The 17097-nt window shown below is 31.2% G+C and carries 11 protein-coding genes and 1 other annotated feature; of the genes, 10 read left to right on the top strand and 1 reads right to left on the bottom strand.

The features are described 5' to 3' along the window. Nucleotides 1–167 precede the first annotated feature (167 nt). Nucleotides 168–602 (bottom strand): MarR family winged helix-turn-helix transcriptional regulator, encoded by a 435-nt coding sequence (locus AB2369_RS04270; RefSeq protein ID WP_367665240.1) that lies wholly within the window; start codon nt 600–602, stop codon nt 168–170. Between the two features lie 198 nt (nt 603–800). On the opposite strand from AB2369_RS04270, the gene AB2369_RS04265 reads away from it, so the two are divergent. The 10 genes from AB2369_RS04265 to AB2369_RS04220 all read left to right on the top strand — a co-directional run. Further along, entirely contained in the window at nt 801–2045 is a 1245-nt protein-coding gene (locus tag AB2369_RS04265; protein ID WP_367665239.1) for an aminopeptidase P family protein, read from the top strand. Nucleotides 2046–2118: 73 nt separating this feature from the next. Further along, nucleotides 2119–2383 (top strand) — a binding site (T-box leader). Between the two features lie 306 nt (nt 2384–2689). Then, nucleotides 2690–4687 (top strand): methionine--tRNA ligase, encoded by a 1998-nt coding sequence (metG, locus tag AB2369_RS04260; RefSeq protein WP_367665238.1) that lies wholly within the window; start codon nt 2690–2692, stop codon nt 4685–4687. 250 nt (nt 4688–4937) lie between these two features. Next, nucleotides 4938–7253: a hypothetical protein gene (locus AB2369_RS04255; RefSeq protein WP_367665237.1), complete on the top strand. Its 2316-nt coding sequence runs from the start codon at nt 4938–4940 to the stop codon at nt 7251–7253. Further along, complete coding sequence (locus AB2369_RS04250) at nt 7254–8180, top strand: ATP-binding cassette domain-containing protein (RefSeq protein WP_367665236.1); 927 nt, start codon at nt 7254–7256, stop codon at nt 8178–8180. A 2-nt stretch (nt 8181–8182) separates the two neighbouring features. Further along, on the top strand, nt 8183–9055 hold the full coding sequence (locus tag AB2369_RS04245; RefSeq protein ID WP_367665235.1) for an ABC transporter permease: 873 nt from the start codon (nt 8183–8185) through the stop codon (nt 9053–9055). 181 nt (nt 9056–9236) lie between these two features. Next, nucleotides 9237–10742: a hypothetical protein gene (locus AB2369_RS04240; protein WP_367665234.1), complete on the top strand. Its 1506-nt coding sequence runs from the start codon at nt 9237–9239 to the stop codon at nt 10740–10742. An 18-nt stretch (nt 10743–10760) separates the two neighbouring features. Then, nucleotides 10761–11744, top strand: a complete 984-nt coding sequence (locus AB2369_RS04235; protein WP_367665233.1) for an AAA family ATPase — start codon at nt 10761–10763, stop codon at nt 11742–11744. A 4-nt stretch (nt 11745–11748) separates the two neighbouring features. Then, on the top strand, nt 11749–12621 hold the full coding sequence (locus AB2369_RS04230) for a DUF58 domain-containing protein (protein WP_367665232.1): 873 nt from the start codon (nt 11749–11751) through the stop codon (nt 12619–12621). Next, a complete protein-coding gene (locus AB2369_RS04225) occupies nt 12618–14429 on the top strand; it encodes a BatA and WFA domain-containing protein (RefSeq protein WP_367665231.1) in 1812 nt (603 codons plus the stop codon). The genes AB2369_RS04230 and AB2369_RS04225 overlap by 4 nt, the downstream gene beginning before the upstream one ends. Further along, the coding region (locus AB2369_RS04220) for a VWA domain-containing protein (protein ID WP_367665230.1) at nt 14414–17097 on the top strand (2684 nt) is incomplete at its 3' end. The genes AB2369_RS04225 and AB2369_RS04220, both read left to right, overlap by 16 nt.

Raw genomic sequence — 17097 nt, 5'->3', positions numbered from 1 at the left:
ACAGGATATTGTATTAGATTTTTAAATTCTAAGACAACACATTGTGGTTAGATTTCTTAATGACACAGCCCTTTTAATTTTAAACAAAAAATAAATAAACGGCAGTGGGGGACACTGCCGTTTTATACATTTTAGGGGATAAAATGTATAGGGGAATCAAAATGGAATCAATTATTTTTAATACTATTTAGAACATACTTTATCTGCTCTCTCAGCTTTGATATCTCATCTGAAGATAATCCAGTATCACAGCAGATACCATTTGGGATGTCTTTAAACTTCTCATTAAGGGATCTACCGTTCTCAGTAAGTCTTATAACTACCTTACGTTCATCATCTTTAGAACGAGTACGTGTTATATGACCATATTCCTCTAACTTTTTAAGTAGGGGTGTTAGAGTACCTGAGTCAAGATAAAGTTTATCTCCAAGTTCCTTTACTGAAACCTCATCCTTTTCCAGTAGGGCCAGTAAAGTAATGTATTGAGTGTATGTTAAATTTAGGGGTTCTAAATAAGGTCTATATAACCTTATTATTTCTTTTGAGCATGCATATATTGCAAAGCAAAGCTGATTATCTAACCTTAAAACATCATCAAGCATATCTAAATTCTCCTCTTGTAAAAAGGGATAAATCAATAAATTGATTTTATGCTTTTATTTTATATTAAATAATAATAGTTGTCAACTAATAATATATATAAAATCTATTCTTTAATAATTTGTTCAAAAATATGGATAAAAATACGCATTTAAAGTACAATTATTACTATAAAGATTTTAAAGAGAGGCGGGCTATATATGAATAAAGATACTTTTATAAGACATAGGAAGGCTTTAATTGATACTATAGATAATGGGGAAATGATAATATTATTTGCAGGTCATCCTAAGAAAAAATCTGCTGATCAAGAGTATGCTTTTACTCCTAACAGAAATTTTTACTATTTAACTGGGATAGATGAGGATAGTGTTATTTATGTAGCAGTGAAAAAACATGGTGGAGCTGTTATTGAAAGTCTATATATAAAGAAAGCTGATCCAGTTATGGAAAAGTGGGTTGGAAAGACTATTTCTAAGGAGGAAGCAAAATCTCTTTCAGGAATTGAGGATATAAGATACTTAGAAAATTTTAAAAAAGATGTTCACTCTTCAATAGTTAGTGATATATATAATATAAATTTAGATTTAGAAAGAGATAGATTTAAGGATGTAACAAGCTATAGTGAAGATTTTGCAAAAAAGCTTCAAGATAAATATCCTTATGTAAATATAAAAAATATTTATAACAGGATTTGTGAGTTTAGAGTATGTAAAGATGAGGATGAAATAAAGGAAATAAGAAAAGCAATAGAGATAACTAAAGAAGGAATAGAAGCCTTAATGAAGAATAGTAAGGCTGGAATCAAAGAGTATCAACTAGAAGCTCATTTTAACTTTGTTCTTAACATGAATGGAGTTAAAGAGGTAGCCTTTGATACTATAGCAGCGTCAGGAAAGAATGCTACGGTGCTACACTATGTTTCCAATGATGATGAACTTAAGGATGGAGATCTAATATTATTTGATTTAGGTGCTCAAAACAATTATTATTGTGGAGACATTAGTAGAACCTTCCCCGTAAATGGAAAATTCACTGAAAGACAAAAACAAATCTATAATATAGTATTAAAAGCAGAGCTTGAAACTATAAAGGCAATAAAACCGGGAGTTCCATTTATGGACTTAAATAATGTAACTAAGAAGGTTCTAGGGGAAGGTTTAAAGGAAATAGGACTTATAAAGGAAGAAAGCGAACTTTCTAAATACTATTATCATGGAGTAAGTCATAATTTAGGTTTAGATGTTCATGATGTAGGCAGACGTGATGTAATACTTAAGGAAGGCATGGTACTTACAGTAGAGCCAGGTCTTTATATAGAAGAAGAAGGTATAGGCATAAGAATAGAAGACGATGTAGTCGTAACTAAGGATGGATGTGAAAATCTTTCTAAGGACATAATAAAAACTGTTGAAGAAATAGAAGCTTTTATGGCTAAAAGATAAATTATAGGTTAAAATATATATTGACATAATATTATTAATTTCATATGATGGAATTAATAAACTTAATTATTAAAATAGTGCGATGAAGAGAAGAGTAGTATTATGGAAGGTCTAAAGAGAGCTGGAATTGGTGAGAGCCAGTGACTAGAAGTTTTATGAATATGGTCTTGGAGCATATCTTTTGAGGGACACATTCCTTAGAAAGGTACGGATACAACCGTTAAAATGTAAGGTGAGAAATTCCCTATCATTTAATTATGATAAGGAGGTCACTTATTGAGTTGTTTTTGGTAACAAAAGCATGAATTAGAGTGGTAACGCGTATATACGTCTCTATGTAGATTATTTCTACATAGAGATTTTTTATTTTACTTCTTCAATAAGTGAGGATATATGTTTTAATTATTACATATATCACTCTAGTAATATACATAAAGAGATATGTTTTCTCTCTATATATACTTAAGCTTTATCTAAAGTTAAGTATAACTTTGATATTAAGCTCTTTGTTTTATCTGATGGCTATAAGCTGTACTCCCCATCCTCTTAAAAGGTGAGGGATAACAGTTGCTACGCCCTAGATTAACTCATCTAACCTTCAAATAGTGGAAAGAAAACCATCTGAAGGAAGATTAGTTCTATAAATGGAGCAAGAATATAAAAATTATAATATTATTAAAAAGAATAAGGAGAAGATAATTATGTGCCATAAAAAGAAATATTATATAACAACACCTATTTATTATCCATCTGCAAATCTTCATATAGGTAATACCTACACAACAGTAGCAGCAGATGCTCTAGCTAGATTTAAAAGATTAGCAGGATATGATGTGTTCTTTTTAACAGGAACAGATGAACATGGCCAAAAGATCCAAAGAATAGCTGAGGAAAAAGGAGTAACTCCAAAGGAGTATGTAGACGAAATAGTTAGTGGTATAAGAAAACTTTGGAGTCTTATGGATATAAAATATGATAAGTTCATAAGAACCACTGATGATTATCATATTAAAGCAGTTCAAGACATATTTAAAAAGCTTTATGATCAAGGCGATATATATAAATCTTCTTATGAGGGATTATACTGTACTCCATGTGAATCCTTCTGGACAGAAACTCAGCTTGTAAATGGTAACTGCCCAGACTGTGGAAGACCAGTTGAGAAGGCTAAGGAAGAAGCTTATTTCTTTAAAATGAGCAAGTATTCAGATAGGCTTATAAAGCACATAGAAGAGAATCCAGATTTTATACAACCAGAATCAAGAAAGAATGAAATGTTAAATAATTTCTTAAGACCAGGACTTCAAGATCTATGTGTATCTAGAACATCTTTCAACTGGGGAATACCTGTAGAATTTGATAAGGAACATGTAGTATATGTTTGGATAGATGCACTATCTAATTATATAACAGCTCTTGGATACGGAAGTGAAAATAAAGAGCTTTACGAAAAATATTGGCCAGCAGATGTTCATTTAATAGGAAAGGATATTCTAAGATTCCACACTATATATTGGCCTATAATGCTTATGGCATTAGGACTTGAGCTTCCAAAACAAGTATTTGGTCATGGATGGCTTCTTGTAGATGGAGGAAAGATGTCAAAGTCCAAGGGAAATGTGGTCGACCCAGTAGTCCTTGTAGATCATTTTGGAGTAGATGCTGTAAGATATTATTTATTAAGAGAAATACCATTTGGAGCAGATGGATTATTTAATAATGAAACATTTATAAAGAAGATCAATGCAGATCTTGCAAATGATCTTGGAAACCTTCTTTCAAGAACCATAGCAATGGTAGATAAGTATTTTGGAGGGGTAATACAAAGTCCTTTAGTTAAGGAAGAGATAGACAAAGAACTTATAGATCTTGCTTTAGCTACTCCTAAAAATGTGGAAAGTGCTATAAATGAATTAAAAATTCCAGAAGCACTTTCTCATATATGGACTTTAATAGGAAGGGCTAATAAATATATAGATGAAACAACTCCATGGATACTTGCAAAGGATGAAGATAAAAAAGAAAGACTAGGAACAGTATTATATAACCTTCTTGAAAGCTTAAGATTTATATCTGTACTAGTATCTCCATTCCTACCTTCTACTTCTGAAAAGATAAAGGATCAATTAAACGTAGATGTAGCTACATGGGATAGCTTAGCTGCCTTTGATGGAACTCAAGGTGGAGCTAAGGTTAATAAGGGAGAGGTTATATTCCCAAGAATAGATGTAGAAGCTAAGCTTAATGAGCTTGAGACTTTAAAAGCAGAAGCAGCTAAGGAAGAGGTGAAACCAGTTATGCAGCCTCTAAAAGAAGAGATAACTATAGATGATTTTGATAAGATTGATTTAAGAGTGGTTAAGGTAATACACTGTGAGCCAGTACCTAAGGCAAAGAAGCTATTAAAATTAAAGATAGATTTAAATGGAGAAGAAAGACAAGTAATCTCAGGAATATCTCAGTATTATAAGCCAGAAGATTTAATTGGAAAGTATGTTGTGCTTGTAGCTAACCTAAAGCCAGTTAAATTAAGAGGAGAACTATCTCAAGGGATGATACTTGCAGCATCAACAGATGATGATTCTAAGCTATTTACAGTATCTATTCCAGGAGAATTACCAACAGGAAGTCAAGTTAGATAGTAAAAATATTAAGAAAGAAAATTAAGCAACACTTAGTTTTCTTTCTTTTTTATTTATGCATTTTTAAGATATATTCTATATAAAAAATATTAAATATAAGATGATTTTAAAACCACACATTTAATTTGTATGGTTATCTTTGTAAGAAAGTCTTAAGAATTTTAAGAAAGCTTTAATTAGAAGAGATAAAATTGCTATGATATAATTAAAATGTAAATAATTACAAAGTTAATGAGGGGAGAAGAATTAAATGAAAAAGTTAAGGGGACTAAAATTTATATTACTTATTATGCTTTCATATATGATAGTATTTCCCTTTAAGTCAGCTTTGGCAAAGGATTTAGAGGTTGATATAAGTAGTGGTTTTGATAAACAAGCTAAGGTTTTTAATATAACGCCAGTTAATATAAAAATTAAAAACTTAGGAGAGGACATACAAGGTAGTGTTGAGGTGGTTTTAGTAAAGGATACTGATAAGGCTATCTCATATAAAAAAGACCTTAGTATGTCAAAGGGATCAGAAAAAGATATTACTATAGATGTATTTACTAACAAAAATCATAATTACAAGGTGGTATTTAAAAATAAAGATTCTATAGTATATGATGAGGATTTTAAGTTTACATATAAGCAAGATCCTTTAATAGGGATTTTAAGTGATGATATTAACAGCATAGCTTATTTTAATAAAATTCCTAACATAGAAAATAGAAATAGTACGATAAAGGGAAAAATTATAGGATTTAATGAAAAGAACTTCCCTGAAAAGTCGGAGGTTTTAGATAATTTTACCACTATATTAATAGAAAATTTTGATACATCTAAGCTTTCGTCTAACCAATATGAAGCTATAAAAAATTGGGTTAATAGTGGAGGAATTCTTTATATTGGCACAGGGGATAACTATAAAAAAACCTTAGGAATATTTAAGGATGATTTTCTTAAGGGTAAGGTTGAGAAGGTAGAGGATATATCAACAGATAAATTATCAAAATTTATAACTGATGGAAAGAGTACTGATGAGTTAAAGCTAAGAATAGCTAATATGAATCTTGAAGGTAAGGAAGTACTAGTAGAAGATAAGGGAAATCCAATTATCCAATATATAAACAAAGGTGAAGGTAAAGTTGTACTAGCAGGTTTTTCTTTTGGAATAAGTCCTGTATCTGATTTTAAGTATAATGAAGAGATTTTATATAAAACTTACTCTACTATAACTGCTTCTAAAGAGAGATATAGTAATAGGGAAGGAGATTTCTGGTCTATAAGGCAAGTTCTTAGAGGAGAAGGAATAGTTCCTGAGGAAAAACAAGGTATTTTAAAAGTAATATTTGTAATATATTTAATTTTAGTAGCACCAGTAAGTTATATAGTTCTTAAGAAACTTGATAAGAGAGAACTTATGTGGATAACAGTACCAGTAACATCTTTAGTATTTTCATTAATAATATATTCAACTTTAGTTATAGCTAAGAACAATAGTGTAGATTTAGATGTAGCTTCTGTATTAAATCTTAATGATAATGGAATTTTAAGTGGAGATAGCTACGGTAAATTATTAGATACAAGCAAAGAGGACTTCAAAGTTTCATATAAGGATAATAAGCTAATACCAGTAGTTCTTCCAGGAGGAGATCAATCTAAAAAGGTAGACTATAAAAATATAGATATGGAAGTTTTAAATGATTCAGACCTAGTTTTTAAGAATAAAAACCTAATAGCAGATAAGATGTTTAAAACTGAGCTTAATGCTGTGGAGGTTGGGAAAATAGATACTAAGTTGGGGTTTAATGGAGGGAAGCTTCAGGGAACCATTAAAAATAATACAAGCTTAGATTTAGAATCAGTATTTGTAGTTACTCCTTCAGGATATTTTAATGTTGGGAATTTAAGTAAGGGAGAAGAGAAGAGCTTAGAGAAACCTACAAATATAAGATATTATTATGAGTTTACACAGAGTGCCTTTGGAGATTATTACAGCAGAGGACCTTTTAGCAAAAATAATAATCAAGAAAACTTTAAAAAGGGCATGATGACGGAAACTCTATTTAGATATAACATGGGAAATAATATAGATGAATGTATGATAATAGCTTTTACTAAGGATAAATTTTTAGGGGATATTAGTTTAAACGATTCTAAGGCTAATACTGATGAACTTTCGATTATAAAGACAGCAGGAGAGATATCTTTTAAGGATGATAGTGGAAATGTATATTATCCAGAGGGAATGGTAAAGTTTGAAGCAGAGAATGAAAAAGGCGTTATGATGGATCAAAGAAATCATTCAGTTCATGGATATGGAAGTTCAATCATTACTTATAATATAGAAGACAACATTGAAGTATCAGATCTTATGGTAGCTGCTATTTCAAATAAGGACCCTAATACTGTTATAACCTATTTTGATAATAAGGATAATGATTGGAAAGAGCTTAACGGTATTACATTTACTGGAGAAGGTTTAAAAAATATATTGAAGGATAATAAGTTTAAGATAAAGATTGACTTAAATAATGGATATAGTGATATACCGTCAGTTGGGATAAAAGGGAAGGTGAAATAGGTGCTTGAGATAAAGGATTTATGTAAGTATTACGGAGATTTTAAAGCAGTAGATGACTTAAGTTTAACAATACCAAAGGGTGAGATATTCGGATTTGTGGGACCTAATGGAGCAGGAAAGAGTACAACTATGAAGATAATATGTGGACTTTTAGATGCCACATCAGGAGAAGTTTATGTAGATAATATAGATGCTCTTAAAAATTCAAGAGTATTAAAAAGGAAAATAGGATATATGCCAGATTTCTTTGGGGTATATGATGACCTAAAGGTTACGGAGTACCTAGAATTTTATGCTTCCATATATGGAATAAAGGGAATAGAAGCAAAAAAGGTATGTAATGATCTTTTGGAGCTTGTAGACCTTACCCACAAAAGAAACTTTTATGTAGATTCCTTATCAAGAGGTATGAAGCAAAGGCTTTGTCTTGCTAGAAGTCTTGTTCATAATCCGGACCTTCTTGTGTTAGATGAACCAGCATCGGGAATGGATCCAAGGGCTAGGATAGAGATGAAAGAGATTTTAAAAACATTAAAATCTATGGGGAAGACTATAATAATAAGTTCTCATATATTATCAGAGCTTTCAGAGCTCTGTAGTAGTCTTGGGATTATAGAAAAAGGAAAGTTTGTAGTTACAGGAACTGTTGATGAAATAATGCTTAAGGTTTATGGAAGTAAGAAAATTAAATTAAAAGTATTAAATAATCTAGATTTAGCAGAGAGATTTTTAAAAGAGGAAACGGATATAAAGGAAATAATAACTATGGAAACTAGCAATGAAATTGAATTCTTATCTAATGAAAATGAAGAAACTTTAAGTAGAATACTCAATAAATTAGTTGTAGGTGGAGTACCCTTAGTTTCATTCTCAGAGGTAGATGGTAACTTAGAAGATATATTCTTAAAGGTTACAAAGGAGGCGTAGTTATGAAGAGTTTAAATATAAATCCAGTTTTACTTAAAGAAACTAAGGTGAGAATGAGAGGATGGAGGACTCCAGTAACCATATTTATATACAATTTAGTTTTAATGGCAGTAGCTTATCTTGTTCTTAAGGCAGCTGGCGGTGATAGTAGCGCTAAAAGTTTATTTATGATATATGCAGTTATATCGGGGATACAATTTGGGCTTATTACCCTTATAGCACCCACATTAACGGCAGGAGCTATATCGGGGGAGAGAGAAAAACAGACTTTAGATATATTACTAAGTACAGATATGAGATATAGCTCTATAATCTTAGGGAAGCTCAGCGCTTCCTTAAGCCAAGTAATACTTCTCATTGTTTCTTCAATACCTATATTATCTTTAGTATTTGTATTTGGAGGAATCGGATTTTTAGATATTATGAAGTTATTTTTATTCTATTTAGTAATAACCATTACTCTTGGAAGTATGGGAGTATTCTTTTCTACTATATTTAAAAAGACAACAGTTTCCAATGTAATGTCTTATGTAACCATAATATTCTTTTATGTAGTAATATTTTTTATAGCTTTTTTCTATATAAGGATATATGTTATGCCAGAATATATGATGAATAATCAGCAATATAACGGAACTTTTTGGATCCATTATTTGAACCCAGGAATAGCTTTTATATCTTTAATGTATGATCAACTAGGAGAGAGCTTTAGAAGAATTATGCCTGGTCTTGAAGTGAGTAGTGGGGGGTTACAGCTTTGGCATATAAACATGATGATAAATATAGGAATATCAGCAACTTTAATAGGATTAAGTTCATATAAAATAAACCCTAGAAATAGAAAAGTTATAAAGAAGAAGTTAAAGAAAAAATAAAATAAATTAGCATATTAGAGAAGTAGTTAGTGAAGAGAGATAAGTATATTGGGTGAGATATAAATACATAGATTATTAATGGTGACATCACTAAAACTATGATTTAATTATCAGATACTCATAAATAAAAAATGATATTCACTAGCTATTCTTTTAAAGTGTATTATGTGGAGGAGTGAAGTTGGAGAGTAAGTTATTAGCAATAAAACTTATTTTAAAAAGAGCAAAAAAGAGAATATTTCTTAAAATTTTTATAGAGAATCTTATTAGGGCATTGATAGTAACTTTATTACTAACACTTATAATCTCTTTAATAGCCAGGGTTATGCCTATATATAGACCTTTTAGTTATGGACTATATATATTAGGGGTATCAATAATGGGTGCATTTATATATTCTTTATATAAGATTCCAAGAGATAATAAGGTAGCACTGGTTATTGATTCATTAGGACTTAAAGAGAGAGTAATATCCTCTATTGAGGTGGATTCAAGTAATCCATATAGCTCATTATTAGTGGAAGATACCTTAGATAGACTTAGAAATATTCAGTATAAAAAAGGTATTTCTCTAAAACCTAATAAAAGGTATGTATATATTGCAATATCACTATTTTTTATTTTAGGATTTTCTTATATTATCCCTAATTCTAAGGAAAGGATAGCAGAAGAGATACATGCTTTGAATAAGGATAAAAAAGAAGAGATAAAAAAAGTAGAAAAGTTAGAGAAAGAGATAAAAGAGGATAAGAAGCTTTCAAAGATAGAAAGAGAAAAGCTAATGGCTCAGTTATCAGATCTTAAGAAGGATATAAAGGAAGCGGAGAATGAAAAAGATATAGCAAAGGCAGTAGAAAAATCCTTAAAAAAATTAGAAAAGGATTCAGAGAAAAAACTTAATGCTCTATATGATAAGTTTAATAAGAATAATTCAACAAAGGATTTAGCTAGTGCTATTAAAAATAATAATAAGGAAGAGATGAAAGAGGCTCTTGATAAATTAAAGAGTGATTTAGAAAAACTTTCAAAGGAAGAGAAAGAAAAGATCTCTAAGGACTTAAGAGAAGGAGAAAATGTTGATAATGAGAGCTTAGCAAAGGCTTTAGATTCCTTATCTAAAAGTTTATCTGAGGGAGATGATGGGGAGTTAACTAAAAGTCTTGCCTCTTTAGAAAGCGCTTTAGAGGATGATGGAAATGAAAGAATGGCTGCAGCTATAGGTAATGGTTTAGGAAATAAAGCAGGATTAGGATCATCAAAGGGATCAGGCAGTGGAGCAGGAAAAGGATCAGGAGCTGGTAGTGGATCAGGAAAAGGATCAGGAACTGGTAGTGGAGCAGGATCTGGTAGTGGTAATGGAAGTGAAGGCATCTCAGAATATGGATCAGGCATATCCAATAAATCACCAGGTCAGGGGTCAGAAGGTGAATATGAGAAGGTATTTAAGCCCAGTAGGATAGGCGGAGAGGGAGAAAAAGAAATTTTAAATGGAAAAATAAATAATAAAGGAAAAGGTCAAAGTTCCTTATCAGATAAACGAGGGGTAGGGTCTCTAGGAGAAATGATCCCTTATAATGAAGTTATTGGGGAATATAGTGAAAAGGCTATGGAGGATATAGAAGATTTTGATATACCGGAGGGAATGAAAGATCTCATAAAATCTTATTTTTCTTCTCTAGAAGATTAAAATTAGGGGGACATAAATATGAATATTGAAGAAAAAAATATAAAGGAAGTTTTAGATAAGATAGATAAGGTAAAGAAAGAAGTAGGAAAGGCAATAATAGGGCAAAAGGATATAGTAGAGCAGGTGCTAATAGGAATATTTACAGGGGGTAATATCTTATTAGAAGGATCTCCAGGTCTTGGGAAGACTCAGTTAGTAAAGACTCTATCTAAGGTAATGGATTTAGACTTTTCAAGAATACAATTTACACCAGATTTAATGCCGGCAGATGTAGTTGGTACAAATATCATAGTAAAGGATGAGAAGGGAAATAGTAAGTTTCAGTTTGAAGGGGGACCTATATTTTCAAATTTAGTGCTAGCAGACGAGATAAATAGAGCTACTCCTAAAACTCAGTCTGCTCTTCTTGAGGCTATGCAAGAGCATACAGTAACAGCAGGGAATAACACTTATAATCTTAAGGAACCTTTTATGGTATTAGCCACTCAAAACCCTATTGAAATGGATGGGACTTATCCTCTTCCAGAAGCACAGCTAGATAGATTCTTGTTTAAGCTATATGTACCTTTTCCGAACCTTTCAGAGTTAAAGGAGATAATGAATATAACAGTTAACTCTAAGGGAGAAGATATAGAAAAGGTCTTAAGTGGAGATGAAATATTAAAAATAAGAGAAATATTAAAGAAGATACCAATGTCAGAGGCAGTGGAAGAATATGCATTAAAGGTAGTGCTAGCTACTCATAATGAGTATGAAAATGCACCAGAAATAAGTAAAAAATATATAAGATATGGAGCAAGTCCAAGAGCGGCCCAAGCTATAATAGCTACATCTAAAGTTAAGGCAGCCCTGGAGGGAAGATATAATGTAGCTTTTGATGATATTAAATATGTTGCATATCCTGCACTGAGACATAGATTTTTCTTAAATTATGATGCCTTAGCAGATGGGATTAAGACTGAAGATATAATTGAGGAAATTCTGAAAAGCCAAATGGAGTAGAGTTATGAATGAGAAAATATTTGATGGTGATTTTTTTAAGAAACTTGAAGGGATAGCCCTTCATTCCTCCTTGATTATGAATGATGGTGCACTTGGGGGGCGTAAGTCTAAAAGTAAAGGAAGTTCTGTAGAGTTTTCAGATTTTAGAGAATATGTTCATGGAGATGATTTTAGAAGAATAGATTGGAGAGCCTACGGAAGATTTGAGAAGCTTTTTATAAAGCTTTTTATGGAGGAAAGGGAGGCTTTTGTAAATATATTTTTAGACTGTAGTAAGTCTATGGGGTTTAAGGAGGAGTCTAAGGGAATAATGGCACTAAGGCTTAGTGCTGTGTTTTCCTATATAGCTTTAAATAATCTAGATAGAGTATGTGTAAATAAAATGGTAAATAAGGAGATAATAGCATCTCCTAAGTATATGGGAAAAGGGATGTTTAATAGCCTTATAGACTTTTTAAAAGAAACGGAATTTAAGGGAGAGAGTGAACTCGCTTACTCATTAAAAAGAAAAAACATAAGTAGTAAAGGAATATCCATAATTATAACTGATGGATTTCTAAAGGATAATTTAGATGAAGCTATAAATTATCTTATGTACAGAAAGCAGAAAATCTTATTTTTGCATGTTCTCCATGAGGAAGAGTTAAGACCAAAACTTAATGGAGAACTTACTTTAAAGGATAGTGAGACAGGGGAGAAGGTAATAGTAAGCCTTAATGGAAGGGTTATAAAAGCATATAATAAGAGGCTTAATTCTTTTATTTCTCATATTAAAGATAAGGTGAAGAAATCAGGAGGAAATTATATTCAAATAAATTCAGAGGATTCTTTAGATAAAGTAATCTTTGAGAATTTTACTAAGGAGGGGATAATATGACGTTAGCTGATACAAAAGGCCTATGGTTCTTATTATCCATACCCCTATTTATATTAATGTATATTTTAAAACAAAAGGTTAAAGAGGAAGAGGTTCCAAGTCTTTATCTATGGAAGGAAGTTATAAGAAATAATGAAGCAAGAAGACCCTTTGATAAATTAAGAAAAAATATACTGTTTTTTATACAGTTCCTTCTAATATTACTTTTAATATTATCTATAGCAAATCCCTATATGTCTATGAAAGGAAGAGGGGAAGAGGATTTAATATTAATTATAGATACTTCAGGAAGTATGAAGGCAGTAGATAGTAATGGAAAGTCTAGATTTGACTTAGGAAAGGACCATGCCTCTGACATAGTAAAAGACTTATCTAAGACCACAGCTATAACCCTTATATCTAGCGGAGGAAGTAATAAGGTAGAAATATCAGCATCAAGAGATAAGGGAGAGGTATTAGCAAAAATAAAGGCATTAGAACCTAGTAATGAAAAAGGAGATATTGGAAATTCATATTCTCTTTTAAAATCCTTAAGTAATGAGATGAAAACTTATAATATAGTAGCCATAAGTGATGAGAATATAGATTTTAAAGACTTAAAAGGAAGAGTGATTAATCCATCAAAATCATCTGATAATCTAGCTTTAGATTTTATATCAAACTCTCAAAAGGGAGAAGCTATAAAGGTTATGGCTAGGATAATAAACTATGGAGCAGAGGATGAAACAACAGATGTAAGTCTTTATGGAGATGAAAAGCTTATAGATGTAAAAACCATAGATGTTAAAAAGGGAGAAACTAAAAATATATATTTTGATGACTTCAAGGATAATTATAATACTTTATGGGCTGAAATAAGTAAGAAGGATTCATTAGATGAGGATAATAGAGTATATTCTGTGTTTAAAAGTAAGACTGCCTCTAAGGTTATGCTTTTTACAGATAAGAATGTATTCCTAGAGAAGGCATTAAGTGGACTTAAGGATATAGAGGTTTACAAGGGAAAGGATATAGATGATATACCAAAAGGATATGATTTATATATTTTTGATGGACAGGTTCCTGGAACTATTAATGATGATATAAATGCTCTATTCATAGATCCAGATGATGATACAAAACTTTTTAAGCTAAGTGGATCTTATGAGGGACAAGAGTATAGGCCAGATAATCATAATATAACTAAATTTATGAGTAAGTCTTCTTTTATTGCGTCTAAATATAATACTTTAGAAAAGCCCCATTGGGGAGAGAGTATTTTCACCTCAGACAATAACACATTAGGGTTTGTAGGTATGGAGAATGGGAGAAAGATAGGGGTTTTAGGGTTTGACTTGCATAATACGGATTTACCTTTAAAACCAGAGTTTCCTATACTTATGAATAATTTAGTCTCATATATGATGGATAGAAACTTTATGAGTAAAAGAAGTTTTTATGCTGGAGAGAAGATAAGCCTAGATGTTAATAGTGGAGCAAAAGAGGTGAAAGTAAAAACTCCTTCCTCTAAAACTATAGATTTAGATATTAATAAGGGTCTCTATATACTAGGAGAAGAAGTTGGAGTATATGAAGTTACACAAAGAGTAGATGAGGAGGATGTAAGATATAATTTTGTAGTTAACTTTCCTAGGGAAGAAAGTAATATTTCAATTAAAGGAGAGGAAGCTAATAATATAACAAATAATGAAATAGATATAAGAGTTTCAAGAAGCATACAGAGTTATTTAATAATAGCCATATTATTAATACTTATGTTTGAATGGTTTGTATACACGAAGGGAGAGGAACTATGGGGATACAAATAGGAAATCCATATATACTTTTAGCTATACCAGTTCTTATAGCTCTAGTTATAATATGTGCAATGTTCTCCCAAAGCTTAGATAGAGATAAGAAAATTCAGGGGATAGTTATAAGGTCAATTATAATAATTCTTTTGATATTCTCCTTAAGTGGATTTAAACTTTATTGGGATGTAGATAAAGTAAGTACAATTTTTCTTTTAGATTCATCAGATTCTACTTATTCAAACCGTTTAGATATTGAAAAGTTTGTAGAAGAATCTTTAGAAAGTAAAGGAAGTAAGGATTTCGTTGGGGTTATATCCTTTGGAGAAAATGCTCAAATAGAAAATTTTATATCTAAGGAGCCATCTTTTAAAAAAATAGAGGGAAATATTCTTGGGAGCTACACTAATATAGAAGGAGCCATAAATTCAGCAGTATCCTTATTTCCTAATGATTCTAAAAAAAGGCTAGTTATATTAAGTGATGGGGAAGAAAATAAAGGTCTTGGGCAAAGAACCATAGATACTTTAAAGGAACAAGGTATAGAGGTTAAAGTAGTTAAATCTGAGAAGAATTTAGGAAAAGAAGTAGCAGTTGAAGGTTTATCTATACCAGAAAAACTTAATATGGGACAAGAGTTTGATGTAGTTATAAATATAAATAGTACAACTACAAATAAGTCAAAATTACATTTATATAATGGAAGAGAAAAAATAGGGGAAGAAAGTGTAGATCTTCAAAGTGGGGACAATAGATTTGTATTTAAGGATAAGGCAACAAGTGGAGGATTTAAATCTTATAAGGTTGTATTAGATCCAGAGGAAGATAATGAAAGAAGAAACAATGAAGCAGTTGCCTTTGTAAATGTAACAGATACTCCAAAGGTATTAGTTATAGAGGACAAAGAGGGGGAGAGCGTTGGAATCTCTGAGGTTCTTAAAAAATCTCAAATGGAGTATAAAGTTATAAGGTCTCACTTAGCACCAAGAACCCTTGAAGATATGATGGTGTATAAGTCCATAATAACCTGTAATGTTTCAGCTGAAAATTTAAATAATGGATTTATGACCAATATAGAAAGTTATGTAAGAGATTTTGGAGGAGGATATATAGCCTTAGGAGGAGATAATTCATTTGCCCTTGGAGGATATTTTGATACTCCCCTTGAAAAAATACTTCCAGTAAATATGGAAATGAAGGGTAAGAAAGAAATCCCTAAGATGAGCCTTATGCTTGTCATAGATAAGTCAGGAAGTATGACAGCAGGTAGTGATGGGATAAATAAAATGGAGATGGCAAAGGAAGCTGCTATAAGGAGCTTAAAATCTCTTAGAAAAGGAAAAGACGAGATAGGAGTTCTTACCTTCGATGGTTCTTATAAATGGGTAGTAGAAAGAACAGTGGTAGATAACCCAGAGGATATTGAAGCAGACATTGGAAGCATAAGGGCTGATGGAGGAACTAGTATATTACCAGCTCTAAATGAGGGATATAGATCTATAAAAGAAAGTGACGCAAAGATAAAACATATAATCTTACTTACAGATGGACAAGCTGAAAGTAGTGGCTATGAACCTGTATTAAAGGAAATAAATGAAAATGAAATAACAGTATCCACAGTTGCAGTAGGATTAGACTCCGATAGAAATCTTCTTGAAAGTATTGCTAAGGAGTGCCATGGAAGATTTTATGAAGTAACAGACTCAAGTAGTATTCCAGCTATCTTTGCTAAAGAGACCATGATGGCTACAAAGAAATATTTAAATAATAGAGAGTTTACTCCTATAGTTTCCTCTAATCATTCAATAATTAAAGGTTTTAATGAAGGATTTCCAAATCTACTTGGATATATGGGAGCTTCAGAGAAGGATAAAGCAAGAAGAATATTAAAAAGTGATGAGGATGACCCAATTCTTACAGCTTGGCAGTATGGTCTTGGGAAAACTGTAGCATGGAATTCAGATCTAACAGGTAAGTGGTCAAAAAATTATACTACTTGGCAAGGTAACTTGAAGCTTTGGCAGAATATAATAAATTACACCATAAGTAATTATAATGAGGATGATTCAATAATATCCTTTACTAATGATGGGGATAAGCTAAATATAAACTTTGAAGATAAAAATAACACTGAGGAATTAGAGACCGTAGCAACCATAGTAAGGCCAGATGGAGAAAAAGTAGATACTAAGCTTTATTCAATATCTCCAGGAAAATATAGTGGGTCCATTGATTTTAAGGATAGTGGAGTTTACATGGTAAATGTTAAATCCACAAAGGATGGAGAAATGGTTACTGCTCAGAATTCTGCTTATGCTATGCAATACTCTCCAGAATATAATATAAAAGATAATAAAAATAATTTATTAGATTTCTTTAATAAAGAAGGAGTAGCATCTTTTATAGAAAGTCCAGAAGATGTATTTAAAGGAGAGTTAAAAGCAAAGAAAGCTTATAAAGACCTTACATTTTTACTAATAGCATTATCTCTTATTATCTTCTTAATAGATATAGCATTAAGAAGATTCAACATAGATATTAGTGACTATGTAAAACCTATGTTGAAAAAGGTAGCTATAAGTAAAAATATTAAGAAGGTAAATATAAAGAAAGAGACTGCCAAAAAGATAATAGTAGAAAATCAGGATGAAAAAAATAAAGTTACTTCTATTAAGAAGAGTAAAAG

Origin of the sequence: Clostridium sp. (genome assembly GCF_040797585.1) — a bacterium.
GTDB lineage: Bacteria > Bacillota > Clostridia > Clostridiales > Clostridiaceae > Clostridium_Z.
This window is presented reverse-complemented; position numbering and strand designations above follow the sequence as displayed.